The sequence below is a fragment of the Nonomuraea sp. NPDC059023 genome (genome assembly GCF_042740095.1).
In the GTDB taxonomy this organism is placed as follows: Bacteria; Actinomycetota; Actinomycetes; order Streptosporangiales; family Streptosporangiaceae; genus Nonomuraea.
Genome location: NZ_JBHYIO010000045.1, coordinates 15,237 through 39,347 on the forward strand (window position 1 = coordinate 15,237; position 24,111 = coordinate 39,347).

A 24,111-nucleotide genomic window follows, 5' to 3' on the forward strand; every position below is an offset into this window, starting at 1 on the left:
AGCGCGTTCAAGGTGTGCCTGCGTCTTAGGCACGCGATCTACGCCCCTATGTCTACCCTGTTTCGCCCCGATCGCAAACCTATGCAGGTCGGAAGGCCAGGATCACGATCTCGTCCCACACCTGGCCGCCGGAGAAGGCGTGCCGGTCGTCCTCGATCGCCTTGGCCACCGTCGCGGGCGGGCGGCCCGCGTGCCGGCCGAGCACGTCGGCCAGCCGTTCCTCCCCGTACGGCTCGCCGCGCTCGTTCCTGGAGGAGACCAGCCCGTCGGAGTAGAGCACCAGCGTCTGCCCCGAGGCCAGCGTCAGCTCCTCGCTCGCGGTCTCCGCCACAGGCGCGATGCCCAGCGGCACCCCGCCCCCCGAGACGAAGCGGACCGAGCCGTCGGCCGAGACCAGCGCCGCCGGGTGGTGACCCGCCGAGGACAGGGTCAGGCGGCGGCCGTTCACGAAACCGGCCAGCGCCATCACGAACATCCCGCCACCCTGCGCCACCATGGCCTCGTTGACCCGCCTGACCACCTGGTCGGGGTCCTTCTCCCACACGCTGAGCACGCGCAGCCCGCCCTTGACCATGGCGCTGACCGACGCGGCCTCCTCACCCTTGCCCGCCGCGCCGCCGAGCGCGAAGCCCCAGCCGGTGGAGACCGGGAAGACGTCGTAGAACTCGGCGCCGACCGAGGCGCCCTGGTGGTAGATCGCCGCCGCCTCGAAGCCGGGCGTCTCGGGGATCGTGCGCGGCACCACGCTCGCGGTGAGCGCGTCGGCCGCCCGCGAACTGCTCTGGAAGCTGCGCTGGGCGCGCACGGCCAGCCCGAGCTGGACGCCGACCTGCTCCATCAGGCCGAGGTCGCCGAGCGTGAACGGTGCCCGGTTGTGCGTCCTGACCAGCGTCAGCGCCCCCTCCCCCGGGCCGATCGGCACGCACATCACCGACACGGCGCCCATCGCCGTCAGCAGCGGCCCGCCGGCGTACGTGCCGAGCACCGCCTCGTCGTCGACCATCTCGTGCAGGACGCCGGTCGCCTGCTCCATCACCTGGGCCACCAGCGGACCGGCCAGCGGGTCGGCGCGTTCCACCTCCCGGGCCAGCTCGCCGACGGGCTCGTCCTTGGGCGCGAGCACCGTCGTACGGCGGGCCACACCGTCGCGGACGACGTCGGCGATCACCCAGTCGGCCCAGTCGGCGGCCAGCAGCCTGGCGGCGCGGGCCAGGGCGACCGGGCGGCGCAGGCTCTCCTCGTCCAGCAGGATGCGGGCCGTCTCGGCCAGCAGTTCCTGCCGGCGGGCCGCGGCCATGAGCAGGGCGGCGTCGGGGCGGGCGGCGGCGGGGGCGGCGCCGTACCCCTGAATCTGAAGCTCGGTGGGCAGCGCGACGGCGGCGACCAGCGGCTGCGGCTCGCCCGGCAGGGTGAGCCTGGTGAGCACGAGCTGGACGGTGTGCGTGCGGCCCTGGTGGCTCAGACGTGTCTCGAACGTGGCAGACTGCCCGGTCTGGAGCACGGAGGTCAGATGCGAGCGGAACGCCGCCCGGCGCGAGGTCTCCACCAGCAGCGGGAACGAGCGTCCCACCAGGTAGCCGTCGGGGCTGCCGAGCACCCGGGAGGTTTCGGCGTTGATCCGCCTGATCACCGCGCCGCCGTCGAGGACGAACACCGGGACGGGAAAGACGCGCAGCACCTGCCGCAGAAGTTTGAGCTCACGCTGCGCGCCGCTCTTGGCGCCCTGTTTGGGCGTCTGGCGGAGTTGTTTGCGGGCCTCGGCGAGCAGTTCGAGCGCGGTGTCGAGCTCGGCGAGGGCGGCGTCCAGTGTCTCACCCGCCTGATCGGGGTAGGCGGTCCTGGCCGTGCGGAGGGACGACACCCGCTCCGTCAGCGAGTCGAGGGCGCGTTCGAGCGGGGTCGTCATGACGCCGACGCTACGCCATCAGGGATTAAGACGGCCATATAGGGAAGGTTCCCACTCGTTATGGACACCATGGTGCTGGCCCGCGAGCTTGCGACTCTCGGGCGTCTGGACAACGAGAACTCGACCGAGAGCGTGCTGCGGGGCCTGACCAACGCGGTCGCGGCGGGGGTGCCCGGCTGCTCCGGCGGCTCGGCCGAGCAGTGGCAGGGCGAGCGCGTGCTCGTCGCCAGCTCCCACAGCGAGCTGATCAGCCTCGTCGAGGGCGAGCGGGAACTCGGCGTGGGCCCGAGCGTCGAGGCGCGGCGCACCGGCAGCCCGGTCAGCGCCCCCGACCTGCTGCGCGAGCCCCGCTGGCCGGAGTACGCGGGGCTGGCGGTCGGCTGGGGGGTGCGCTCGGTGCTGGCCCTGCCCATCAGGGTCGACCCGGTCCTGCTGGTGGTCGTCCTCTACGCGGTACGGCCCGGCGTCCTGCCCGGCCACGACGCCCACGCCCTGGCCGGCATGCTGACCGAGCAGGTCGGCGTGGCCATGGCCAACCTGTGGGACTTCGAGCAGGTACGCACCGACGCCGCGCAGATGCAGGAGGCGCTGGCCGGCCGGGCGATCATCGACCAGGCCAAGGGGATCATCATGAAGTCGAGCGGCTGCTCGGCCGAGGCGGCGTTCGAGGAGCTGCGCCGTATCTCCCAGCACCACCAGATCAAGGTCGCCGACCTCGCCAAGCTGCTGGTGGAGGAGCACAGCAGCAACAACGGCTAAGCGAGGGCGCTCTTGGCTTCCTCCAGCGTGTCGTAGAGCGGCAGCCGGCTGGCCAGCCCGGTGATCCACATCACCTTCGCGGTGCTGTACCGCACGCCGATCAGCGCGAAGCGGGAACCGGCCTCAAGGCTGGTCTGCCACTGGTGAACGACCAGGCCCAGCGCGCGCGAGTCCATGAACGTGACGCCGGACAGGTCCAGGACAAGGTCGGAACCGGCGGCCGACAGGTAGTCGGCGAACTGATCGCGGGTGGTGGCGTCGAGGACACCGTCCACCCGGATCACCGTCAGCCCGTCCTGCGGCGAGGACGTCAGGGTCAGTGTCACGAGGCAACCTTACTGTCACCCGAGAAGGGTGGAATACTTCCGGCGAAAGTGGGGATACTGATCCTCGAAGTCCAGCAGAGGGCTTCCGTCTGCAACGCTGTGAGGCGTGCCTCTGCCTGGGCTTTTTCGCTTTTCGGGCGGACGGCCGTTCCATGGCTTGGACCAAGGAGCAGCTATGGCTGTGAAGGAATACGCCCTCGAAGAGCTGACCGCTGAACAGCTCTTGGCCGAGACGACCGAGCCGGACACCCCCGACAGCGTCAAGGAGCGGCTGCGCGAACGCATCGTCGAGATGCACCGCCCGCTCGCCATGGAGATCGCCCGCCGCTACCGCTACCGGGGCGAACCCATCGAGGACCTTCTCCAAGCCGCGTACGTCGGCCTCATGAAGGCCGTCAACGGCTTCGACCCCACGCTGGGCCACGCCTTCAGGGGCTACGCGGTGGTGACGATGACCGGCGAGGTCAAGCGGCACTTCCGCGACCGCACCTGGGCGATCCGGGTTCCGCGCGTGTACCAGGAGCGCCGTTCTGAGCTCAACCGCCTGGTCTCCGAGCTCAGCCAGGACCTGGGGCGCTCGCCCACGGTCGCCGAGCTGGCGGCCAAGATGAACATCAGCGAGGAGGACGTCCTGCTCACGCTCGACGCCTCCGCCGCGTACAGCACGCTCTCGCTCGACGCGCCGCTCGGCAGCGACGACGACGCCGCTTCACTGGGCGACGTCATCCCGGAGACGGACGACTCGCTCAGCAAGCTCATCGACAGCGAGTCCGTCAAGCCGCTGATCGACGCGCTTCCGCACCGGGAGAAGAACATCCTGCTGCTGCGCTTCTTCGGTAATCTCACACAGGCGGAGATCGCGGCGGAGTTCGGCATCTCGCAGATGCACGTCTCCCGCATTCTCAGAAAGGTCCTCGACCAGTTGCGGCAGGATCTCACCAGCTGATTGGCAGGCCATCGGGTGAACGGAGACACCGACCCGCGCACGAGGGCGTTCGGCCCCCCGCCGGGTGCCCCCGTGTCCGGGTTCGAGTTCACCCTGAGCGGCCTGCCCGAGGTCCGGTTCTTCGCCGAGGCGCAGGCCCGCGAGGCCGGACTGCACGACGACGAGGCGGGCGACCTCGTGCTCGCCGTCAACGAGGTCGCCACCAACGCCGTCACCCACGGCTCGCCCACCGCCCGGGTGCGCTCCTGGAGCGACGGCGGCGACCTGGTCATCGAGATCCACGACCGCGGCGTCTGGACGGACGAGGACTACGGCCGGACCCGTCCGGCGCCGAACGCCACCCGCGGCATGGGGCTGTGGGTGGCGCGGCTTCTGTCAGCGAGCGTGCAGATTCATCCTGACCAGGATGGGACGACGGTCGTTCTCCGCTTCGCGGGGAAAGGGTGACGCGCTGGTGCCGCACTCCCGCCGCGAGCCGCGGCGGGAGTTCGTGTACGCGTCATCGCCTGCTACGGCCCCTCCAGGAGCCGGTGCCGCCGCGAATGCTGGCCGTACCGATGCCGGCCTGGTGAAGGGCCAGCAGGCACAGACCGAGCAGCATGAACGTGGTCCCGGTGATGCCGCCCGCGATCCTGGTGTTCAACAGGTCGAGCAGGAAGCCGAGGCCGAAAATGATCGCTGAGACGATGGCCAGCATAGGGGGTCACTTCCTCTCTGAGAACGCCATCAGGCGCTCCATGACGGACCGGTACTCGCGCAGGGCCAGGCGGAGCTGTTCGGTGTCCTGCTGGCTCTTCCAGCTCTCGCGCATCTCACCGGCCTGACGGGTGACGTCCTGCAGGAGCTCCTCCAGCAGGTCGTCGGCACGCTCCACGGCGGCCCTGGGATCGTCCACGAAGCCCGCCTGGACGTCGCGCCAGCGATCGGCTATCTGGCCGCCGCCGGCGTAGGCGCCGTCCCCGAACTCCTGACCGCTCGCCCGCGCCGTATCGACGGCTGTGGGGTACGGCGGCGCCGGCGGCACGCTGTCGTCGGCCGGCAAGGTGTAGGGCTCACGGCTCCGGTCGGCCTCGTGTTCCTCGGTCGCCTCCACCGGGGCAGCTGAAGGCTGCGTGTCGTACACGGCCCTCGTGTCGTAGCCGTCGCGGGTGTCGTCGTTTCTGGTGTCGTCGTTCGTGATGTCGTTGGGTGCGTTGTCGTTGGGTGCGTTGTCGTCGTCGCGCGGGGCGGGGACGAGCAGTTCGTCCTCGCGGCGCTCGTGGTCAGCCATCTCGTCGCCCTTCCCGGGTCGTCTCCTCCAGCAGCTCCTCGAACAACGCGCGGTAGTGCACCATCGCCTGGCGGAGCTCCTCGGTCGAGGCCTCCTTGTGGGCGGCGCGCCCGCTGATCTGGTGGGCCTGCCGGTAGTGGTCGAGCGTCGCGGCGTGCGCGACCGACAGGTCGGCCAGCCGCTGCCCGTAGTCCTCCGTCGGGTAGCCGCGCTCGGCCATCACCGCGGTGACCAGCTGGTCCGCCTCGGTGACGGCGAAGCCGGGCGCGTCCACGAAGCGCTCCTGCACCTCGGTCCAGCGCCTGGCGTAGGCGTCGCGGGATTCGGGACTGAGCGGCCGGATGTCCAGCTCGGCGTGCCGCTGCTCACGTGCGAGCATGTCCTGCTCGGCTTCACGCCGGGTGTCGTGCTCGGACATGATGCGCTCATATTCGGGGCCGAACCGCGAGCGAAGCTTGCTCCGCCTCTGCTGCTGCAGTACCACGTAACCCACGGCGGCGATCGCCGCCAGGACGACCACGACAACGGCCACCCAGATCCACGTCTCGGCGGTCATCTCTCATCGCCTCCGGTCTGTTTGGTTGAGACCTTCGGCTGCCCTGAATGAGAGGGTTTATTCGCGGGCCAGAGCCTGTCTGGCGGCGGCGAGCACGGCCCCGACGTGCGAGACACCCGCGACCGGCACCTCCCTGAACCCTTCCGCCGGGTCGTAGGCCACGTCCAGGTCGTTGTCCACGAGCCGCTGCGCCCAGCGCAGGGCGGTGTTGAGCCGCTCCGGCTGGGGGGCTCTGCCCTGCGCGGCCGCCGACAGGTTCCGCAGGTTCGTGGCGGGGCCCGACTGGGTGTGCTCGCGCGCCACCTTCCACGGCAGGGCCGCCTTGTGGTCGAGCAGCCCCTTCACCAGCCCGGCCGAACGCTTGGCCTGCAGCACCCCGGACTCGCTGACCCCGAAGTGCCCGGCCAGCTCCGCCACACTGAGCCCCCGCGCGACAAGCCTCGCCAGCTCGTCCCGGTCAATCGTCGGCCTGCGCCCCAACCCCGCACCTCCGCTCGGCTGTGCGCCCAAGGCTATGACGTCCAGGGCCCGCAGGTGCGGATCCGGAACGTCGTACGGATTTGCCCCCTTTCCCCTACCCGCCTACCCACCCGACCCACCTGCCCGTGGGACACCCTGCCCCGAACCCGCCCCGGCCCCGCCACCCGGCATCACCCCGCACACCGGACCAGCCCAATCGGGATGCGGCCCACTTCCCCGCTGCGCCGGGCCAGTGGACCGGGCACCCCAGCGGGAAGCCGGTCGGCGGAGCGGCGGAGTGGCGGAGTGGCGGAGTGGCAGGCGACCTAGGGGCGGGGCGGCACGCCCGTGGGGTGGGAGCGGCATGCCGGTGGGGTGGTGGGGTGGTGGGGCGGTGGGGGGTGGTGGTGGGGAAGCCTGGTGGGCTCCCCCGAGCCGGGCAGCCCCCGACGTGTCCGAGGTTGTCGGGGGCTGCCCGGCTCGGCCGGGGGTGTCGGGATTCCCCGGGGGTGGCGGCCTGGGCGAGGGTGGAGGCTGGGGCGGGGGTGCAGAGTTATGGGTGGCAGGGGTCGGGGGTGAGGAGGAGGCTGGAGTCGTTGGCGGTGACGTCGGCGGTGTAGGTGTTGCCGTTGCCGTACGGCAGGACGCGGACCCGGCTGCGGAACAGGATGTCGATGCCCGGCGGGCGCCAGAAGACCACGTACGAGCGGGCGGTCCAGTCCGTGACGGTCAGCGGGACGCTCCGCGCGGGAGAATTGCCTGTCCATGTGCAGGTCAGGCGGCCGGCCGCGGCGCCGTCGCCGGTGCCGAAGTGGCCGACGGAGACGATCCTGCCGAGGCCGCCCAGGGCGGTGACGGTGGCGGTGTGACCGTCGAACCATTGCGAGCCGAGGCCGGCGCCCCAACCGGCCCTGGTCTGGGCGACGTCCGGCCGTACGCGGTGCTTGGCTGCTGTGAGAGAGGCGTCCACGACGCCCTTGGCCGCGGTCAGGACGCCCGCGTCGTGCAGGGCGCAGCCGTGGTGGCCGTCGGCGAGACTGGAGCAGGTGGTGATCCGGTTGCCGTCGGCGAGCGGGGAAAGGGCCCACCACGGCGGGGCGACCAGGTCGTTGAGGTTGGTGGCGCTGAAGAGCTGTAGCGGCACCGCCCTGGACAACTGCCCGGCCTCGCCGAACGAACGGCCGGCCCGCCAGTCGTAGGAGACGGGACTGCGGAAGCCGAACTGGTTCCATCGGGAGCAGACCTGGGAGAACGTCCAGTCGGGGCCGGGTGCGGCGACCTTGTTGCCGGCGACGGAGATGCCGCAGTAGTTGAGGATGTCCTCGGGCCAGACGCTGGCGCGGTCCTCCGGCCAGAAGCCGTAGAGCGGGGAGTCGATGGTCACGATGGGCGTGGAGGTGTTCGAGGTGTCGGCGGCCCAGCGGGTGGCGACGGTGCCGCCTTCGCTGAAGCCCACCAGCACCACGTTGGCGCCGTGGTGCTTGCGGCCGATCTCCCTGATCTGGCGGTCCAGGTGGGCGGAGGTGGTGCTCAGGGCGGGCCAGGTGTCGGCGCCGCCGTAGGTGAGGGGGGCGGCCTGGCCGTTCGGTCCGCGGTAGGAGTACGGGGACCAGTGCAGCCTGGCCCGGGTGCTGGTGTTGCAGCGCTTGGTGACGCTGTTGACCTCGGCCAGGTCGGTGCAGCCGAGCCGGTTGAGCAGGTCGCGGAAGGCGGCGGCCTCGGTGACCAGCTTGTAGGCACTCTCCTTGGGGGTGACGCCGAACGCCTCGATGCCGCGTAACAGGACGACGACGGTGTCGGCGGGCACGGCCACGGCCTTGGTGGCGGTGTCCGGGGCGCCCTGGCTCGGGACGACGGTGAGCGTGGCCTGCCGTTCCGCGCTGTCGGGGTAGGTGTGGCGCACCACCGGGGTGGTGCTCTCCTCGTCGTACGCGCCGTCGTTGTCGAAGTCCCAGCGGTAGCGGGCGGTGGCGCCGTCCGGCACGGTGCTGGCCGAGGCGTCGAACCTGATGTCGGTGCCCGACTCCTCCGGCGTGGTGGTGAAGTCGGCGTGCGCCTGGCCGCCGGGGTCGAGCCGGATGGGCCCGGCGGCGTAGCTGTCGCCGGCGCCGGTCGAGTTGTCCCGGTCCAGGACGACGACGAGGCTCTCGCTGCCCTGGCCGTCGCCCAGCACGACTGTGCTGCCGTCGGGGAAGAGCCGGCTCCACGGCAGCGCCAGCGTGAAGGAGGTCGAGCCGGAGCCGGAGGAGTTCGTGCTCAGCCCCACGCCGGGCACTCTGAGCGCGTTGTCGGGGTAGCAGCCCGGCGCCTCCTCCCATGCCTCGACGGTGAAGGTGCGCGAGGGGTAGAGGGTGTCGGTCACCTCGACGTCGACCTTGAGTGAGCCGCCGTCGCGGGTGAGGGTGACGGTTCCGGCCTGCTCCTGGTGCGGGTGGCCGTCGCAGCCGATGCCACCGACCCGGTAGAGAGGCGCGGAGGCCAGGGCTGGGGTGGGGGCCGCCGAGGTGGCGGACGGCGATGAACCCGAGGTCGGTGAGGAACCCGAGGTCGGTGAGGAACCCGAGGTCGGTGAGGAACCCGAGGTCGGTGAGGAGGTGACGGGTGGCGAGGAGGTCGTGGTCGGGGAGGTGCTGGGTGCCGGGGAGACGGTGGGCACGGGCGAGCCGGTCGGCGCCGGGGTGGTGATCAACCAGCTCAGTACCAGCACGACCGCCGGCAGGACGCGGGAGTCGCCGCTCTTGCGCCGCTTCCGCATCGGGTTCACCACCTCCCCAGGATGCGCTCGATGATGTCGAAGGTGACGTCCACGAGGATGCCGAGGATCTTCTTGACGGCCTTGCGGACGAGGCGGGCGATGTCGTCCTCGTCCTTGCGCTTGATGGCCTTGTCGAGTTGCCGGCGGTATTCGGAGTCCTGTCTGCTGCGCTGGTTGACCGCGTACAGGATGTCTTCGTCGCTGATCGTCGCCATGGATCGGCGCTCCTCTCAGAGCTTCGGTGGCAGGGTCGGGTCGGACAGGTCGAGCAGCTTGCGGGCGCCGTCCCAGATGAGGAAGTTGCCGAGGCCGCGCATGGTGTCGACGGGCACTTCTGCCAGCCGTTCCGTCTCGCCGAGAAGACGGCGGAAGCGGGCGGTGGCGCCGGGGCCGAGCTTGTTGACCACGGCCACCATGAGCTGGGCCAGGTTGAAGCGGAACAGGGCCGAGCAGGCCAGTACGCGGTGGTTGTCGCGCAGCCGGGCGAACACCTCGGCCTCGGCCGGGAAGCGGCGCTGGTAGTTCTGGCACACCTCCGCGCTGACGTAGCCGCGGTAGCGGATGGTGTAGTCGTCGTAGCCGAGGCGGTCGTCGCTGTGGGCGAAGCCGCCGGGGTTGTAGGTGGTGGAGACCAGGGCGTGCGCCCACGGCCGGACGAACACTTCCTCGTAGTGCAGGGCCTTGGCGGCCAGCTTGTCGGCCAGCCGGGCGCCGGGAGCGAAGACGCCGCTGTCGCGGTGCAGGGCGAAGATCCAGGACGGCGGCGTGAGGATGTCCACCTTGGTCATCACGAACGTGAGCTTGTTGGCCAGGGCAGCGCCGTCTGTGCCGTCTGTGCCGTCTGTGCCGCCGGTGCTGCCTGTGCCGCCTACGGCGGTCAGGAGGCGGCGCAGGCAGGACGCCTCGTAGGTGGTGGATCGGTTGTCGGAGTGGAGCGCCCAGATGACGACGTCACACCCGATGAGTTTCTCCCTATACATCGCCATATAATCGACGTCCGCGCCGACCGATTCCCCTATTCCCGGCATATCCCAAAAAGTAAGGGAATGGCCGGATTTTCCGGGAAGGTGAATGGCTTCCGGCTCCTTGGTGACCGGGCGGACGTCACCGGTCGGGAGGTCGGCACCGAACAGCACGTTGAGCAGCGAGGACTTACCGGCACCGGTCTGCCCCATGATGACCACAGAAAGCGGCTTAGAAGCCTCTTTTTCGTATTTATGCAGAACATCCGCTTTTATGCGCTCTAGTTGCTCGGCCGACAAATGCCTCGGCGGTGACATCAGCAAACACCCCCGCAATAGGTAGAAACTTCATCGATCGCCGTGTTTACTACTGTGCGGGCCGCTCATTGCAATGATCTTGCATTGATGGGTGGAGACGCTGTGACGTTTGAGATTCGGGTGCTCGGCCGTACTGAAGTGATCGTGGACGGGCGCCCGCAGCAAGTGCCGGGCAAGACCGCGAGACTCCTCACCCTGCTCATCGCGGCGGGAAGGTCCGTCTCGCGCGACATCCTCACCGACGCCCTGTGGGAGGAGGGCAAGGCGCCGCTCAGCGAGGGCATCGCGCCGCTGGTGTCCAGGTTCCGCCCGACCCTCGCGCGGGCCGGGCTCGTCATCAGCTCCAAGCGGGGCTCCAACGAGTACGTGCTCGACGGCGACGTGTCCGAGGTGGTCGACGCCCACCGCTTCGAGCGCGCGGTCAAGGAGGGCCTGCTCGGGCTCGGGGCCGGGGACGACGCGCGGGCGCTGGCCGTTCTGGCGAAGGCGGCCGGGGAGTGGCGCGGCCGGCCGTACGCGTCGTGGCGGGAAGGTCTTCCCGAGGCCTGCGCGCGCCACGCGCGCAGGCTGGAACGGCTGCGCCTGGACCTCGTACGCAACCTCGCCCAGACCGCGCTGCGCCTGGCCCGCTACGACGAGGTCGCCGCGCTGCTGGCCGGGCCGGTGGGCGAGGGGCACGACGGCCTGGGCCCGATCTGGCTGCTGCGCTTCATGCGCACGCTGCGCGACGAGGGCGCGGCGGCGGCCGAAAGCCTCCTGGAGGAACGGCACCCGCGCGACGAGGCCGTCGACCGGGCGTTCTCCCTGTTGCTGCTGCACGAGCACGGCGTGGACGTGCACCGGCCGCCAGACGGCACGCGCGCGCGGACGCGGGCGCCCGAGGTGCCCGGCGAACTGGTCGGCAGGCAGGAACATCTCGCCGCCCTGCTCGCGCTGCGCACCGGCCTGCCGGGGCTGCTGGCGGTGCGGGGCGTGCCGGGCGCGGGCAAGAGCAGGCTGCTGGCCGAGCTGACCGCGCGCACGGCGGCCAGCCGTCCGCGCACGGTGGTGGTGAGCTGCCAGGACAGCGGCGAGCTGCAGCCGTGGCGCTCGCTGGCCGGCATGGTGTACGCGCGCCTCCAGCGCGACCTGGGCACGGGCGACAACCCGCTGGCCCCCGCCGACCACCGCACGCTCGTCGACTTCATCTCGGCCATGCCCGGCTCCCCCGCGCCCGCGGTCCTGGAGGACTTCCGGCAGCGCCTGCTGTCGCTGCTGGCCGGCCTGCTGCGCTGGGCGGCCAGGGGCGGCGGGCTGATCGTCGCCTTCGACAACGCGGAGCTGCTCAGCCGCGCGGCCTGCGACCTGCTGGTCGAGGTACGCCGCGGGCTCGGCGAGGCGGCCGTGGGCTTCGTACTGGCCGGGCGGCCGGAGGGACCGTGGCGCGAGGCCCCGGCGTCGCCGGTGACCGTGGGTCCGCTGGGCCCGCTCGACGTGGCCGCGTGGCTGGCCGCCGTGTGGGGGCGCGAGCCGTCCGAGCGGGAGGTGGCCGAGGCGTTCCGGCTGACGGGCGGGCTGCCGCAGCGGTTGTGCGAGGTACGCGACTCCGAGGGCGAGCTGTCGGTCCTGCCCGGCTTCGGCCGGCGGCCGGGCCCGCTGCTGCCATGGCTGGCGGCGGCGGCGATCACCTGCGGAGGAGGCGAGATCGACACCGCGCTGGTCGCCGCGGTGCTCGGGCTGGAACCGGCCGAAGCCGACAGGCAGCAGGCCGAGGCCGTCACGCAGCGCGCGGTGGAGGCGCACAGCGGCGTGCGCTTCCGTTACGAGCTGTGGCGCGAGGAGGTCCTGGCCACGCTGGAGGAGGACCCGGCCCTGGCCAGGCGGCTGCACAAGCGGGCGTTCGAGGTGCTCGGTGAGCACCTGCGCACGGCCGAGCGGGTGACCGCCGACCTTCCCGTGCGCATGGCCGTGCACGCCCGCGCCGCCCGCCCCGACGTGCCCGACGAGCAGGTCGCCACCGCCTGCCTGACCGCCGCGCGCGCCGAGCTCGCCGCCTTCGGCGTCGGCTCCGCGCGTTCCTGGGCCGAGTACGGCATGCGCCTGCCCAGCGGCCCGGTGACCAGGTTCGGCCTGCTCATGACGCTGGGCGACGTCCGCAACGCCCAGGGCGACATGCACACGGCCGGCGTGCACTACCGCGACGCCCACGACACGGCGGCGGAGCTGCCGAGGCTGCGCGCGAGCGCCGCGGTCCAGCTGGCCAGGCGCTGGACGGACCCCGGGCAGGTCGACGAGCAGTTGTTGCGCCTGCTGCAGGACGCGCTCGAAGCGCTGGCCGACGACGACGAGGAGGAGGCCGCCGACCTGCGTTCCCAGCTCAGCGCGCACCTGGCGCACAAGGCGACGATGGCGGTCGGCCCCGGCACGGTCGCCGGGGAGTGGCTGGACGGACCGGAGCTGGCCCGCCGTACGCTGGCCGGGTTGCGCCCCGGCTGCCCGCCCGAGGTGCGCTGCGAGGTGCTCAACGAGTGCCGCTGGGGCCTGTACGACTTCGCGCCGCCCGCCGAGTTGGTGGGCATCTCCAAGTCCCTGCACGACGCGGGCATCCGCGCGGGCTCGGCCTACTTCCACAGCGAGGCCCTGGTGGCGCTGGCCATCGACCAGATGCGGCTCGGCGCGCTGCAGCCCGCCGCCGCCCTGGTGGAACGGCACCGCAGCCAGATCGCCGACCATCCGCGCGTCCTGGGCGAGTGGCTGCAGACCGCCCTCGACACGCTGATGGACCTGTGGCGCGGCCGGTTCGACGAGGCGGCGGCCCGGCTGTTCGGCGAGGCGGAGCGCTCGGTCAAGGAGCTGGAGGAGGCCCGGGTACTGCCCGCCGGCACGCTGCGCCAGACCTGGGACGGCCAGGTCTACTGGCTGCTGCGCGAGCGCGGCGAGCTGGAGGTGCTGCTGCGCTCCGACCTGGCCGGCCGGGTGGAGCAGCACGGCTACTTCCCGATCTGGCGGGCCGCGCTGGTGCTGGCGCACGCCGAGACCGGCCGGTACGGCGAGGCGATGGACGGGTTCACCGAACTGGCCGACGACACCCGGGGCTTCGCGGCGTTCCCGCCGCACGGCTGGCGGGTGCCGACGCTGAGCCTGCTGGCCGAGTCGTGCGGGAACCTGCACGAGGCCGGCGCGGGCGGGAGTGAGCTGACGGCGCTGGCCGCGCGGGTGTCGGAGCTGTTCACCCCGCACGAGCGGGAGGTCGCGCTGGCCGGGTGGCCGACGGTGCTGATGGGCCCGGCGGCCCGGTTCGGCGCGGTGGCGGCGATGGCCGCGGGCGATCGCGACCTGGCCCTGAGCCGGCTGCGGACGGCGCAGGAGTTCACCGGCGGCATGCGCCCGCAGCTGGCCAGGCTCCGCTACGACCAGGCCAGGGCGCTGGTGCTGGAGGGCCGCCCGGAGGAGGCGGCGCCCCTGGTGGAAAAGGTCCTGCAGACCGCGCTCCCCTGCGGCATGACCTCCCTGGCGACGCGGGCCCGAGCCCTGCTAGGCCCACCACCGGACTAGGGCCCTGCTCGGATAGTCGCCGAACCAAGGCGCTGGTCAGTCGCCGGGCACGCTGACCTGGGGCACTCCGGTGCGCGGATGGGGGCGGATCTCGGCCGAGACCCGGTAGACCTCGGCCAGCAGGTCCTCGGTGAGGACGTCGGCGGGCGGGCCGTCGGCGACGAGCCGCCCGCCGTCCATCACGCAGATGCGCGCGCAGAAGGCGGCGGCCAGGTTGAGGTCGTGCAGCGCGACCACGGCGGTCACGCCCAGCCGCCGCACCAGCCGCAGGGCGTCGAGCTGGTGGCGCAGGTCGAGGTGGTTGGTCGGCTCGTCGAGGATCATCGTGCCCGGCTGCTGGGCGAGCGCGCGGGCGATGAGCACGCGCTGCTTCTCCCCGCCCGACAGCCGGTCGAAGGGCGCCTCGGCCAGGTCGGCGACGTCCAGCTCGGTCAGCGCGCCCCGCACGATGCTCCGGTCGGAGTCGTCGTCGCCCTCGAAGGGCCGCTTGTACGGCGTGCGCGCCATCGACACCACGTCGTGCACGGTCAGCTCGAAGGAACCCGGCGACTCCTGCAGAACGGCGGCCAGCGTACGGGCCAGCCGCTTGGCCGGCATGCGCCAGATGTCGTGCCCGTCCAGGAGTACCCGCCCGGAGGTGGGCCGCATGGCGCGGTAGAAGGTCCGCAGGAGGGTGGACTTGCCCGCCCCGTTCGGGCCCACGAGCGCGACGAGCTCCCCCGGCGCGACGGCCAGGGTGACCTCGCTGACCAGGGCCCGCCCGTTCACCACGACGCTCACGCCTTCGGCGCGCAGCTCACCGGGGGTCATCGGGCCGCCTTTCTCCGCATGAGCCACAGGAAGAACGGCCCGCCCGTCACCGCGGTCAGGATGCCGATCGGGATCTCCTCGGGGGCGATGAGGCTGCGGGCGGCGAGGTCGGCGGCGATCAGGAAGGCGGCGCCCATCAGCGCGGCGGCCGGCAGCGCCCGCCGGTGGTCGGCGCCGACCAGCAGCCTCACCACGTGCGGCATCATCAGCCCGACGAACCCGATCGCCCCGCTGACCGCGACGATCGCGCCGATCATCAGCGCCACGAGCACGAACATCGCGCCGCGGAAGCGGTGCACGTCCAGCCCGAGCGCGGCGGCGGCCTCCTCCCCCGCCAGCAGCAGGTTGAGCGGACGGCTGACGCCCAGCAGCACGGCGGTGCCGAGCAGGACCGCGGCCGCCGGGACCCAGAGCAGGTCCCAGGTGGTGCCGGCCAGGCCGCCCAGCATCCAGCGCAGCGCCGAGTCGGCCTTGTGCGGGTCGTTGGAGGTGACGATGAGGAAGCTGGCCACGGCCGACAGCACCTCGGCCGTGGCGACTCCGGCCAGCACCAGCCGGATCGTGGTCATCCGGCCGCCCGCCCTGGCCAGGCCGTACACGAGGAAGAGCGCGAGGAGGGCGCCGGCGAAGGCGGCCAGGGGCAGTGTCAGCGCGCCGAACACCGACAGGTTGAGCACCATCACGGAGACCGCGCCGACGGTGCCGCCGGAGGAGACGCCGAGCAGCATCGGGTCGGCCAGCGGGTTGCGCACCAGCGCCTGCAGGGCCATGCCGCAGACCGACAGCCCGGCGCCGACGACCGCGCAGAGCAGCACGCGCGGCAGCCGTACGTTCATGACGATCGTCTCGCGCACGGCCGGCCAGGTGGGCTCGCCCAGCGGCAGCCGGAGCCGGTGCAGCAGGATCGACCAGACCTCCCCGAACGGCAGCCCGACCGACCCGGCCGCGACGCCCGCCGTCGCGGCCAGCAGCAGTAGCGCGGCGAGCACCGCGAGGATCAGCGGGTACGGCGCACGCCGTACCGCCTGCGTCACTTGAACCGGTCCGGATGGATCTGCCGGGCGAGCGCCTCCACCCCGGCCGGCACCCGCACCCCGAGGACCGCCGACGACAGGGGCAGCACGGCGAATCGTTGCTTCTTGATCGCGGGCACGTCCTTGAGCGCCGGGCTGGCCAGCAGGAACTTCTTCTTGGCCTCGACCGTGGTCTGGCCGTAGTCGTAGATGACGATGATCTCGGGCGCGCGTTCGGCGACCTGCTCGAAGGAGACGTTTCCCCAGGCCTTGGGCAGGTCGGCGAAGAGGTTGGCGCCGCCGGCCAGCTTGATCATCTCGTTGCCGATCCCGGCGCCGCCCGCGGTGAAGGCGGTCTTGTCGCCGGAGTCGTAGACGAACACCTTGGCCGGCTCGACGTCGCCGAGCTTCTTCTTGACGCCGTCCAGGACGGTGCGCATGGCGGTGACCTGCCGCTCCGCGCGCTCGCCGACGCCGAAGACGCGGCCGATGGTACGGATCTCCTCCTCGGCCTGGGCCGCGGTGACCGGGCCGTTCGGGCACTCCTCGGAGTTGACGTGGGTGTCGATGCCGGACTTGGCCAGCACGTCCCGGCCGCGGCCCTCCTTGGCGTCGAAGGCGCTCTCGAAGCCGCCGTAGACGAAGTCCGGCTCGGCCGAGAGCAACGCCTCGAAGGAGGGGTACTCCTTGGCCAGTACCTTGATCCGGTCATATGCCGCCTTGTACTCGGGCAAGATCGCGTCATCGAGGTAAGCGGTGCCCGCCATCGACTTCTCCAGCCCGAGCGCGAGCATGATCTCGGTGGCGTGCTGGTTGAGCGCGACGGCCCGGCGGGGCGGCCGTTCGTAGGTGGTGCTGACGCCGCAGCTCACGACGGTGACGGGGAATCCGGCGGGGGCTCCGGCCGCCTGCTCGGCGGCGGGTGCGGGGGTGCTCGCACAGCCGGCCAGCAGGGCCGAGGCGACGAGCAGGGGTACGAGCGCGCGCGGGCTCGCGGGGAAGGACATGCCGTCCACCGTTCCTCTCATGGGGAGATCCGCCCCAAGGTCGTGAGGTGGCGACCGCGTGAGTCTCCTGGCTCTCGGGTCAACGCTCACCCCGGCCTTCCCGCCCGCGGGGGCAGTGGCTTCGTCGGGGCTCGCTCGCCGATCACAGTGGCGGGACCGCGCCGGGTTCACACCGGCTTCCTCGATCCGCCGTCGCCTATTTCGGGATCTATCGTGGCATATCCGGAGCGCTGCCCGCCCGGCCGTACGTCTTCATGATCTACTGACCTGCGGGAATGCCTAGGAGATATTCGGGGCAGCGTGCACGTCATGGGGGAAAATTCTAAGAAGTACGCTATTCGCGCGGCCGCGGCCGCCGCCGCGCTGTTCACGATCGCGGCCTGCGGTTCCGGGGGCGCCCAGAACACCGCCGGCCTCGCCGTCCAGAGTCCTGCCACACCGCCGGCCGATCCCAGCGACATGGGCTCGCCGGGCGCCGGTACCGGTGCCGACGACATCAAGAAGGCGGGCGAGGCCGCGCTGGCCTCCGTCGAAGGTACGGTCACCGGCCTGGACTCCGACAACGGCGTGTGGAAGGTCACCGTCATCGGCGCGGACGGCGCCGAGAGCAAGGTCCGGGTCGACGCGATGACCTGGAAGGTCGTCGGCACGCCGTCCGCGGAGGCCGACGACGACGCGGAGAAGGCCAAGCACAAGGCGCGCGCCGAGGCGGCCAAGACCAGCTACTCCGACGCCGCGGAGAAGGTCGCCGGCGAGTACCCGGACGGCAAGATCACCGAGCTGTCCCTGGACAGGGACAACGGCACGGTGGTCTGGGAGGCCGACGTGACCGCCGCCGACGGCACCAAGGCGAAGGTCAAGGTCAACGCGGACGACGGCAGCGTGGTCTCGCCGTCGGCCGAGCCGGAATCGACCGGCTGACCGGCCTGAGGGATGGAGAGGCGGCGTGGCGGCGCTACCCGGCCAGCGCCCGTCGCGCGTAAGCGCGCACGTCGGCGTCCGGATCGCCCAGCGCCGCCTCCAGCGCCGCGCCCGCTGCCGCCGTGCCGGCCCAGCGGGTCAGCGCCAGCACGGCCGCCTTGCGCACGTCGAGGTTCTCGTCCGACAGCGCCGCCACGAGCGGCGGCAGCGCGCTGGCGCGGTCGGCGGCGAGCGCGCGGGCCGCGCCCACCCGCACCTGCCACCGCGGGTCGTCCATCGCCTGTACGGCCGCCGCCACCAGCGGCCCGCCCGCACCGGCCGACGACTCCAGGGCGGCGGCCCTGACCAGCGGGTCGGCGTCGGCGGCCAGCGTCTCCAGCACGGGCGCGGGCTTGCCGATGATGCCGAGCCCCTTGGCCACCCAGACCCGTACCTCCCGCGACGGGTCACCGGCGGCGGCCGCCACCAGGTCGGGCTCGTCCAGCGAGACCAGGCCGCGGATGGCCTCGATGCGCACCCGGTGGTCGGCGTCGGCGGTCGCGGCGGCGAAGACGTCTCTGCCGCCCAGGCGCAGCGCGCGCAGCAGGTCCAGGGCGGTGGCGCGGACGAGCGCGTCGCCGCCGGCCAGCGCCGCGTCCAGGGCGAGGGGCGGGCGGAGCACCTCGGCGAGCTCGCGCAGGCCGGTGGCGGCGGCCCGGCGTACCGTGCCGTGCTCGTCGGCGAGGGCGGCGACCAGGGCGGGGCCGGCGCCGTCGGGGACGGTCTCGGTGAGGGTGGCGATCGCGGCCCTGCGCACCTTGGGGTCGGGGTCGGCCAGGTAGGGGGCGAGCTGCTCGGTGGTGGGATGTTGCTCGGCCAGGCGGTGCAGTTCGAGTATGCGCGGGGAGCGGCGGCCCACGCCGGTGCGCCCGGTGGTGACGGGGGCGGCCCGCCGTACCGGGGCGCAGGTGTGGGCGGCCAGGACGGCGGGGGCGGCGGCGGTCGGCGCGAACTCCTCGACCGGGACGAGGTAGGGCTCGACCGGGCGCTTGAGGAACTCCATCGCGCCGTCGGCGCGCTTGCGCAGGTTCAGGTGGAACAACCACGCGGCGTCGTCGCGGGCGGGCAGGTCGGCGCGGTCGTGGTAGAGGCCCCAGCGGCTCTCGGTGCGGGTGAGGGAGGCGCGGGCGGCCATCTCGGCGCAGTCGCGGATGAAGTCCACCTCGGCGCAGCGCATCAGCTCGTGCGGGGTGCGGGCGCCCATCGCGGCGATCTCCTCGCGCATGCGCTCGAACGACTCCAGCGCGAGGTCCAGCTTGGCGGCGGTCTTGGGCGGGGCGACGTAGTCGTTGACGAAGCGGCGCAGCTTGTACTCGACCTGCTGCTGGGGCGGTCCGTCCGGGTTGCGCAGCGGGCGGTAGACCAGTTCGTGGGCGGCGCTCACCTGGTCGAGCGGCAAGGTCGCCGGTACGGGCGTGGCCGCGGCGGCGGCGTGGGCTCCGGCCAGGTCGCCGAAGACGAAGGCGCCGATCATGTAGTTGTGGGGGACGCAGGCCAGGTCGCCCGCCGCGTACAGGCCGGGCACGGTGGTCCGGCCGTGCTCGTCCACCCAGACGCCGGAGGCGGAGTGGCCGCCGCACAGGCCGATCTCGGAGATGTGCATCTCGACGTCGTGGGTGCGGTAGTCGTGCCCGCGCCCGGCGTGGAAGGTGCCCCTGGTCGGCCGCTCGGTCGAGTGCAGGATCGTCTCCACCGCGCTGATCGTCTCGTCCGGCAGATGGGTCAGCTTCAGGTAGATGGGGCCGCGGGCCGAGGCGATCTCGGCCGCCACCTCCGCCATCATCTGGCCCGACCAGTAGTCGGAGTCGACGAAGCGCTCACCCCTGTTGTTGACCTGGTAACCGCCGAACGGGTTGGCCACGTACGCGCAGGCGGGCCCGTTGTAGTCCTTGATCAGCGGGTTGATCTGGAAGCACTCGATGCCGCTGAGCTCGGCCCCGGCGTGGTAGGCCATCGCGTAGCCGTCACCGGCGTTGGTGGGGTTCTCGTAGGTGCCGTACAGGTAGCCGCTGGCCGGCAGGCCGAGGCGGCCGCAGGCGCCGGTGGCCAGGATCACCGCGCCCGCCCTGACCGTGACGAAGGCGCCGGAGCGGGTGTCGAATCCGGCGATTCCCACCGCCCGGCCGGCTTCGACCAGGACCCTCACGGGCATGACGCGGTTCTCGATGCGGACCTTGTCCCGGATGTCGCGCCTGCGCAGCACCCGGTAGAGGACCTTCTTGACGTCCTTGCCCTCCGGCATCGGCAGGACGTAGCTGCCCGAGCGGTGCACGCGCCGCACGGCGTACTCGCCGTACTCGTCCTTCTCGAACTTCACGCCGTAGCCTTCCAGGCGGCGGACCATCTCGTGGCCGCGCGTGGCCGTCTGGTAGATCGTCTTCTGGTTGACGATGCCGTCGTTGGCTCGGGTGATCTCGGCGACGTAGTCCTCGGGGGTGGCCTTGCCGGGGATGACCGCGTTGTTGACGCCGTCCATGCCCATGGCCAGGGCGCCGCTGTGCCGTACGTGGGCCTTCTCCAGGAGCAGGACGCGGGCGCCGCGCTCGGCCGCGGTGATCGCGGCCATCGTGCCGGCGGTGCCGCCGCCGACGACGAGCACCTCGCACTCCAGCTCCAGGCGCTCGCTCAGCTCGGGGATCTCCATCTACAGCTCCTTCAGCACGCGGGCGCGCAGGTCGTCTTCTCGGGTGACCTCTTCTCGGGTGATCTCGATCACCGTGCGCAGCGCGCCGCCGCCGATCACCGCGACGCGGTCGCCGAGCAGCAGCGCCTCGTCCACGTCGTGGGTGACGAACACGACGGTGGCGCGGGTCTCACGCAGCACTCCGAGCAGGAGCCGCTGCATCTCGGCGCGGGTCTGCGCGTCCAGCGCGCCGAAGGGCTCGTCCATGAGTACGGCCCGCGGCGCCCCGGCCAGCGCGCGGGCGAGCTGCACCCGCTGCCGCATGCCGCCGGACAGCTCGCGGGGCAGCAGGTCCGCCGACCCGGTGAGGCCCACGCGATCCAGCCAGGACGCCGCCGCGGCCCGGCGCTCGGCCCGCGGCACCTTCCTGAGCGCGAGCGGCAGTTCCACGTTGCGCCGCACGGTCCGCCAGGGCAGCAGGCCGTCGTCCTGGAAGACCATGGCGCGATCGGCGGAGGTGGCGGACACCACGACGCCGTCGGCCAGGACCCGGCCCGCGGCGGACGCAAGCAGCCCGGCCAGGGCGCGCAGCAGCGTGGACTTGCCCGACCCCGACGCGCCCGCCACGGCCAGCACCTCCCCCGGCCGGATCGCCAGGTCCAGCTCGCGCAGCACCGGCGCGCGGCCGTAGCCGAGGGTGAGCGCTTCGACGGCGAAGGCCAGCCCGCGCACGGCGGGGGGCCGCTCGGTCAGCGTGGTCACGCGACGCTCCCTTCTCCGCGCGGCAGCCAGCGGGTGAGCCGGCGCCCGGCCAGCTCGACGGCGGCGGAGGTGAGCCAGCCGAGCAGGCCGATGGTGGCCATGCCGACGATCACGGCGGGGTAGTCGACCAGCGTGTAGGAGTTCCAGGTGCGGTAGCCGACCCCGAACGCGCCGGAGATCATCTCCGCGGAGATCACGCAGATCCAGGCCACGCCCATGCCGACCGACAGCCCGCCGAACACGCCGGGCAGGATGCCGGGCAGCACGACGTGCCACAGCACGTGGCGGCGACCGGCGCCGAGCGTCCTGACCGCGTCCTCCCAGAGCGTCGGCAGCGCGCGTACGGCGTGCCGCGTGCTCACCATGATCGGGAAGAAGGCGGCGGCGAAGGTGATGAAGACGATGCCCTGCTCGTCGGCGGGGAACAGCAGGATCGCGATCGGCACCAGCGCGATGGCCGGGATCGGCCGCACCACCTCCAGCAGCGGCAGCAGCACCGGCCCCGCCCGGCGCGAACGGGTGACCAGCACGCCCGCCGCGACCCCGGCCACGGCGGCGATGGCGAAGCCGGTGAGGATGCGCAGCAGGCTCTGCAGCAGGTCGAGGTAGTACAGGGAGGTGGTCAGCTCGGCGGCGAAGCGCACCGCGACCTCGTCCAGCGACGGCAGCCGGTCGAAGCGCAGCCACAGGCGGGCGTCGGTGACGGTGAGCACCTGCCAGAGCGCGGCGGCGGCCAGCAGCGAGCCGATCCTGGCGGCCTGTCTCATCGCGCCGCCTCTTTCTCCAGGGCTTCGGCGTAGGTGACGGGCTTGGCGCCCGGGTGCGCCGCGCGGTAGGCGTCGGCGCCGTCGCGGGTGGTGAAGGGCAGGTAGGAGTCCTTCTCCCGGAGCCAGACCGCCTTGTCGGCGAACCAGCGGGTGCCGGTGGCGGCGTCGGGCACGTACGCCGCGCGGACCTTTCCCGCTCCCGCGGCGGCGATCTGGCGCAGCAGGCAGGTGGGGGTGGCGGCGGGCTGGGTGCCGCCCGCCGCCAGCCAGAGTTCCGAGGCGGTACGCGGGTCGGCCACCGGGACGCCACAGGCCGGGTCGGTGCCGGTGATCTTCGCCGGGTTGGCGGTCGAGGCGGTGTCGGCGTCGTAGGCGGGGCCGTACGCCTTGCGGAGGTAGGAGTCGTTGACGAAGCGGGAGAGGTCCACGCCCGCGAAGTCCTGGCTGATGCGCTTGAGGTAGGGGATGTCGTGCTGGTGGGCGGCCTTCAGCTGCGGCTTGAGCGTGACGTCGAACGTCGCGATGCCGCCGGGCCCGTTGTACAGGTAGACCACCTCGGGCGGCAGCCCGGTCGCCTTCGCCACCAGCTCCGCCGCGCGCAGCGGATTCTCGTGCAGGTAGCGGGTGGCGTCCAGCTGCGCCTTCAGGAAGGCGTCCACGACCTGCGGATTCTCCTTCGCGTACGGCTCGCGGACCACCACCCCGTGGAAGGTCGGCACCCCCAGGGCGGAGCCGTCGTAGATCAGCTTGGCCTTGTCCTGGAAGACCAGCAGCCCCGGCCAGGCCACGAACTGCGCGTACGCCCGCACGCCGCCGGCCTCCAGTTGCGAGGCGCCGACCGGTGGCTGGTGGTTGACCACCTCGACGTCGGCCGCCGGGTCGAGCCCGGCCTTCTCCAGCGCCTGGACCAGCGTGCCGTGCCCGGCCGAGCCCACGCTGGCCGAGACCTTGGCGCCCTTGAGCCCGGCGAGGGTGGTGACCTTCGAGGCGGGCGGGACGACCACCATGTTGAGGCCGCCGCGCAGGTTGTAGCCGGTGATCGAGACCAGCTCGGTGTTCTTGGCGCGGGCGGCGTTGATCAGCAGCGGGTAGTCGCCCATCGAGCCGATGTCGATCTTCCCGGCGACCATCTTGGCGGTGATCGGGGCGCCGGTGTCGTGGTCCTGCCACTCGACGGCGTACCCGCCGCGCAGGCGCTTTTCCAGGTAGCCGAGCTCGCGCAGCAGGGTTCCCGCGGTCACGGTGTTGATGGTCTTGGACTGGTAGCCGACGACCAGCTTCTTCTTGCCGGGGGCGGCGGCCGTACCGGAGAGTGAACAGCCGGCGAGCGCCAGCAGGAGGGCGGCGGCGAGGACCACGCGCATGGCTCGTCCTTTCAGTTCAGCGCAGCAGGTAGGGGATGTCGATGGTGACGGCGTCGACGGGGCAGCGGGCCGCGCACGGGCCGCAGTACCAGCACTCGTCGACGTGCATGTACGCCTTGCCCGTCTCGTCGCTGATCGCGAGCGAGTCGAGCGGGCAGGCCTCCACGCAGAGCGTGCAGCCGTCGATGCAGAGGGTCTCGTCGATGGTGACGGGCACCTCGACCCGCTGGGTGATCAGAGCCATGGCTACTCCCGGTTCAGGTGGCCGCGCATGGTCAGCCGGTCGCCCCTGAAGCGGATGAACTCCAGGTCGACCGGGCGGCCGTCGGACAGGTGGGTGAGCCGCTCCACCATGAGCAGCGCGGCGCCGCGCGGCGCTTCGAGCGCGGCGGCGGTGTGGGCGTCGGCGTTGACCGCCTCCAGGCTGAGCTCGGCCGTGCCGAGCGGCTGCCCGGCGATGGCTTCGAGCAGGACGAAGATGTCGTTGTGGGCCAGGTCGGCGTCGAAGAGCGGCTCCCCGACCTCGCGCACCAGGTACGTGAGGTCGAGGGAGAGCGGCACGCCGTTGAGCCGCCGGAGCCGTTCGAGGTAGACGACCTCCTCGCCCGGCGGTACCCGCAGCCGCCGGCTGACCGCGGCCGGGGGCTCGATGAAGGTCATGGTCCGGACGAGGTTGACCACCTCGCCGTGTTCGTGGAGGGTCTCGGCGAGGCCGAGCAGCCGGTGCAGCCCGTGGGGATACTTCTCCGCCGCCACCGTGGTGCCCACGCCCGGGCACCGCTCGACCAGCCCTTCCTCCCGCAGGAGATCGAGCGCGGCCCTGACGGTGTTGCGCGAGATCCGGAAGTCGCGCGCCAGCGCCGCCTCCCGGGGCAGCCGGCCACGCCCGAACTGCCCGTCCACGATCTGCCCGCGCAGCAGATCGGCCACCTGCCGGGCCCGATCCGCCCGTCGCCGTGTCTCCACACGGCCAAACCTAGCAATCCGGTAGGTTAATAGGGATAACGGCGAGAT

23 protein-coding genes and 1 riboswitch are annotated in these 24,111 nt (G+C 72.1%); of the genes, 5 read left to right on the forward strand and 18 right to left on the reverse strand.

Annotated features, from left to right (window positions below; translation table 11 throughout):
- Positions 1 to 79: 79 nt before the first annotated feature.
- The gene (locus ACFWYW_RS49175; protein ID WP_379617432.1) at positions 80 to 1,906 is read right to left on the reverse strand and encodes a SpoIIE family protein phosphatase; all 1,827 of its coding nucleotides are present in this window, start codon (positions 1,904 to 1,906) and stop codon (positions 80 to 82) included.
- A gap of 60 nt (positions 1,907 to 1,966) precedes the next feature.
- On the opposite strand from ACFWYW_RS49175, the gene ACFWYW_RS49180 reads away from it, so the two are divergent.
- Positions 1,967 to 2,665 carry an ANTAR domain-containing response regulator gene (locus ACFWYW_RS49180; RefSeq protein WP_379617434.1) on the forward strand — a complete coding sequence of 233 codons (699 nt, stop codon included), beginning with the start codon at positions 1,967 to 1,969 and terminating at the stop codon, positions 2,663 to 2,665.
- Here ACFWYW_RS49180 and ACFWYW_RS49185 read toward each other — a convergent pair.
- On the reverse strand, positions 2,662 to 2,991 hold the full coding sequence (locus ACFWYW_RS49185) for an anti-sigma factor antagonist (protein WP_379617436.1): 330 nt from the start codon (positions 2,989 to 2,991) through the stop codon (positions 2,662 to 2,664). The genes ACFWYW_RS49180 and ACFWYW_RS49185 overlap by 4 nt on opposite strands.
- Positions 2,992 to 3,166: 175 nt before the next feature.
- Here ACFWYW_RS49185 and ACFWYW_RS49190 point away from each other — a divergent pair, with 175 nt between their 5' ends.
- Both ACFWYW_RS49190 and ACFWYW_RS49195 read left to right on the forward strand, forming a co-directional pair.
- On the forward strand, positions 3,167 to 3,937 hold the full coding sequence (locus tag ACFWYW_RS49190) for a SigB/SigF/SigG family RNA polymerase sigma factor (protein WP_379617438.1): 771 nt from the start codon (positions 3,167 to 3,169) through the stop codon (positions 3,935 to 3,937).
- Between the two features lie 72 nt (positions 3,938 to 4,009).
- Positions 4,010 to 4,384 carry an ATP-binding protein gene (locus ACFWYW_RS49195; protein ID WP_379617440.1) on the forward strand — a complete coding sequence of 125 codons (375 nt, stop codon included), beginning with the start codon at positions 4,010 to 4,012 and terminating at the stop codon, positions 4,382 to 4,384.
- A 52-nt stretch (positions 4,385 to 4,436) separates the two neighbouring features.
- Here ACFWYW_RS49195 and ACFWYW_RS49200 read toward each other — a convergent pair whose 3' ends face one another.
- The 7 genes from ACFWYW_RS49200 to ACFWYW_RS49230 all read right to left on the reverse strand — a co-directional run bounded on the left by ACFWYW_RS49200 (position 4,437) and on the right by ACFWYW_RS49230 (position 10,257).
- On the reverse strand, positions 4,437 to 4,634 hold the full coding sequence (locus ACFWYW_RS49200) for a hypothetical protein (protein WP_379617442.1): 198 nt from the start codon (positions 4,632 to 4,634) through the stop codon (positions 4,437 to 4,439).
- Between the two features lie 6 nt (positions 4,635 to 4,640).
- Positions 4,641 to 5,207: a hypothetical protein gene (locus ACFWYW_RS49205; RefSeq protein ID WP_379617444.1), complete on the reverse strand. Its 567-nt coding sequence runs from the start codon at positions 5,205 to 5,207 to the stop codon at positions 4,641 to 4,643.
- Positions 5,200 to 5,763 (reverse strand): hypothetical protein, encoded by a 564-nt coding sequence (locus ACFWYW_RS49210; RefSeq protein WP_379617446.1) that lies wholly within the window; start codon positions 5,761 to 5,763, stop codon positions 5,200 to 5,202. The genes ACFWYW_RS49205 and ACFWYW_RS49210 overlap by 8 nt, the downstream gene beginning before the upstream one ends.
- Before the next feature lie 57 nt (positions 5,764 to 5,820).
- Positions 5,821 to 6,243 (reverse strand): hypothetical protein, encoded by a 423-nt coding sequence (locus ACFWYW_RS49215; protein WP_379617448.1) that lies wholly within the window; start codon positions 6,241 to 6,243, stop codon positions 5,821 to 5,823.
- Positions 6,244 to 6,775: 532 nt separating this feature from the next.
- Positions 6,776 to 8,977 (reverse strand): PKD domain-containing protein, encoded by a 2,202-nt coding sequence (locus ACFWYW_RS49220; RefSeq protein ID WP_379617450.1) that lies wholly within the window; start codon positions 8,975 to 8,977, stop codon positions 6,776 to 6,778.
- A 5-nt stretch (positions 8,978 to 8,982) separates the two neighbouring features.
- Complete coding sequence (locus ACFWYW_RS49225) at positions 8,983 to 9,192, reverse strand: hypothetical protein (RefSeq protein ID WP_379617452.1); 210 nt, start codon at positions 9,190 to 9,192, stop codon at positions 8,983 to 8,985.
- A gap of 15 nt (positions 9,193 to 9,207) precedes the next feature.
- Positions 9,208 to 10,257 carry a GTPase family protein gene (locus tag ACFWYW_RS49230; protein WP_379617454.1) on the reverse strand — a complete coding sequence of 350 codons (1,050 nt, stop codon included), beginning with the start codon at positions 10,255 to 10,257 and terminating at the stop codon, positions 9,208 to 9,210.
- A gap of 102 nt (positions 10,258 to 10,359) precedes the next feature.
- Here ACFWYW_RS49230 and ACFWYW_RS49235 point away from each other — a divergent pair, with 102 nt between their 5' ends.
- Positions 10,360 to 13,791 (forward strand): AAA family ATPase, encoded by a 3,432-nt coding sequence (locus ACFWYW_RS49235; protein ID WP_379617456.1) that lies wholly within the window; start codon positions 10,360 to 10,362, stop codon positions 13,789 to 13,791.
- Between the two features lie 36 nt (positions 13,792 to 13,827).
- Here the strand turns inward: ACFWYW_RS49235 and ACFWYW_RS49240 are convergent, their stop codons facing one another.
- Genes ACFWYW_RS49240 through ACFWYW_RS49250 form a run of 3 tightly spaced genes read right to left on the reverse strand, consistent with a single transcriptional unit; the run spans position 13,828 to position 16,642 of the window.
- Positions 13,828 to 14,601, reverse strand: a complete 774-nt coding sequence (locus ACFWYW_RS49240) for an ABC transporter ATP-binding protein (protein ID WP_379617458.1) — start codon at positions 14,599 to 14,601, stop codon at positions 13,828 to 13,830.
- Entirely contained in the window at positions 14,598 to 15,635 is a 1,038-nt protein-coding gene (locus ACFWYW_RS49245; protein WP_379617460.1) for a FecCD family ABC transporter permease, read from the reverse strand. Before ACFWYW_RS49245 ends, ACFWYW_RS49240 begins: the two co-directional genes overlap by 4 nt.
- Positions 15,632 to 16,642 carry an ABC transporter substrate-binding protein gene (locus ACFWYW_RS49250; RefSeq protein WP_379617462.1) on the reverse strand — a complete coding sequence of 337 codons (1,011 nt, stop codon included), beginning with the start codon at positions 16,640 to 16,642 and terminating at the stop codon, positions 15,632 to 15,634. The genes ACFWYW_RS49245 and ACFWYW_RS49250 overlap by 4 nt, the downstream gene beginning before the upstream one ends.
- Positions 16,643 to 16,681: 39 nt before the next feature.
- Positions 16,682 to 16,804, reverse strand: a riboswitch (cobalamin riboswitch).
- Positions 16,805 to 16,930: 126 nt separating this feature from the next.
- On the opposite strand from ACFWYW_RS49250, the gene ACFWYW_RS49255 reads away from it, so the two are divergent.
- Positions 16,931 to 17,542: a PepSY domain-containing protein gene (locus ACFWYW_RS49255; protein ID WP_379617464.1), complete on the forward strand. Its 612-nt coding sequence runs from the start codon at positions 16,931 to 16,933 to the stop codon at positions 17,540 to 17,542.
- 34 nt (positions 17,543 to 17,576) lie between these two features.
- Here ACFWYW_RS49255 and ACFWYW_RS49260 read toward each other — a convergent pair whose 3' ends face one another.
- Genes ACFWYW_RS49260 through ACFWYW_RS49285 form a run of 6 tightly spaced genes read right to left on the reverse strand, consistent with a single transcriptional unit; the run spans position 17,577 to position 24,063 of the window.
- Positions 17,577 to 20,225, reverse strand: a complete 2,649-nt coding sequence (locus ACFWYW_RS49260) for a fumarate reductase/succinate dehydrogenase flavoprotein subunit (RefSeq protein ID WP_379617466.1) — start codon at positions 20,223 to 20,225, stop codon at positions 17,577 to 17,579.
- Positions 20,226 to 20,966 (reverse strand): ABC transporter ATP-binding protein, encoded by a 741-nt coding sequence (locus ACFWYW_RS49265; protein ID WP_379617468.1) that lies wholly within the window; start codon positions 20,964 to 20,966, stop codon positions 20,226 to 20,228.
- Positions 20,963 to 21,733, reverse strand: coding sequence for an ABC transporter permease (locus tag ACFWYW_RS49270; protein ID WP_379617470.1), 771 nt, complete (start codon positions 21,731 to 21,733; stop codon positions 20,963 to 20,965). Before ACFWYW_RS49270 ends, ACFWYW_RS49265 begins: the two co-directional genes overlap by 4 nt.
- Positions 21,730 to 23,097: an ABC transporter substrate-binding protein gene (locus ACFWYW_RS49275; RefSeq protein WP_379617472.1), complete on the reverse strand. Its 1,368-nt coding sequence runs from the start codon at positions 23,095 to 23,097 to the stop codon at positions 21,730 to 21,732. Before ACFWYW_RS49275 ends, ACFWYW_RS49270 begins: the two co-directional genes overlap by 4 nt.
- A 16-nt stretch (positions 23,098 to 23,113) precedes the next feature.
- Positions 23,114 to 23,341: a ferredoxin family protein gene (locus tag ACFWYW_RS49280; RefSeq protein WP_379617474.1), complete on the reverse strand. Its 228-nt coding sequence runs from the start codon at positions 23,339 to 23,341 to the stop codon at positions 23,114 to 23,116.
- A 2-nt stretch (positions 23,342 to 23,343) separates the two neighbouring features.
- Positions 23,344 to 24,063: a GntR family transcriptional regulator gene (locus ACFWYW_RS49285; RefSeq protein ID WP_379617476.1), complete on the reverse strand. Its 720-nt coding sequence runs from the start codon at positions 24,061 to 24,063 to the stop codon at positions 23,344 to 23,346.
- Between the last annotated feature and the right edge of the window lie 48 nt (positions 24,064 to 24,111).

Coding starts and splice junctions, on each gene's coding strand:
- ACFWYW_RS49175 (WP_379617432.1), bottom strand. CDS start 1,906: ATGACGACCCCGCTCGAACGCGCCCTCGACTCGCTGACGGAGCGGGTG.
- ACFWYW_RS49180 (WP_379617434.1), top strand. CDS start 1,967: ATGGACACCATGGTGCTGGCCCGCGAGCTTGCGACTCTCGGGCGTCTG.
- ACFWYW_RS49190 (WP_379617438.1), top strand. CDS start 3,167: ATGGCTGTGAAGGAATACGCCCTCGAAGAGCTGACCGCTGAACAGCTC.
- ACFWYW_RS49200 (WP_379617442.1), bottom strand. CDS start 4,634: ATGCTGGCCATCGTCTCAGCGATCATTTTCGGCCTCGGCTTCCTGCTC.
- ACFWYW_RS49205 (WP_379617444.1), bottom strand. CDS start 5,207: ATGGCTGACCACGAGCGCCGCGAGGACGAACTGCTCGTCCCCGCCCCG.
- ACFWYW_RS49210 (WP_379617446.1), bottom strand. CDS start 5,763: ATGACCGCCGAGACGTGGATCTGGGTGGCCGTTGTCGTGGTCGTCCTG.
- ACFWYW_RS49220 (WP_379617450.1), bottom strand. CDS start 8,977: ATGCGGAAGCGGCGCAAGAGCGGCGACTCCCGCGTCCTGCCGGCGGTC.
- ACFWYW_RS49225 (WP_379617452.1), bottom strand. CDS start 9,192: ATGGCGACGATCAGCGACGAAGACATCCTGTACGCGGTCAACCAGCGC.
- ACFWYW_RS49230 (WP_379617454.1), bottom strand. CDS start 10,257: ATGTCACCGCCGAGGCATTTGTCGGCCGAGCAACTAGAGCGCATAAAA.
- ACFWYW_RS49240 (WP_379617458.1), bottom strand. CDS start 14,601: ATGACCCCCGGTGAGCTGCGCGCCGAAGGCGTGAGCGTCGTGGTGAAC.
- ACFWYW_RS49250 (WP_379617462.1), bottom strand. CDS start 16,642: ATGAGAGGAACGGTGGACGGCATGTCCTTCCCCGCGAGCCCGCGCGCG.
- ACFWYW_RS49255 (WP_379617464.1), top strand. CDS start 16,931: ATGGGGGAAAATTCTAAGAAGTACGCTATTCGCGCGGCCGCGGCCGCC.
- ACFWYW_RS49260 (WP_379617466.1), bottom strand. CDS start 20,225: ATGGAGATCCCCGAGCTGAGCGAGCGCCTGGAGCTGGAGTGCGAGGTG.
- ACFWYW_RS49270 (WP_379617470.1), bottom strand. CDS start 21,733: ATGAGACAGGCCGCCAGGATCGGCTCGCTGCTGGCCGCCGCCGCGCTC.
- ACFWYW_RS49275 (WP_379617472.1), bottom strand. CDS start 23,097: ATGCGCGTGGTCCTCGCCGCCGCCCTCCTGCTGGCGCTCGCCGGCTGT.
- ACFWYW_RS49280 (WP_379617474.1), bottom strand. CDS start 23,341: ATGGCTCTGATCACCCAGCGGGTCGAGGTGCCCGTCACCATCGACGAG.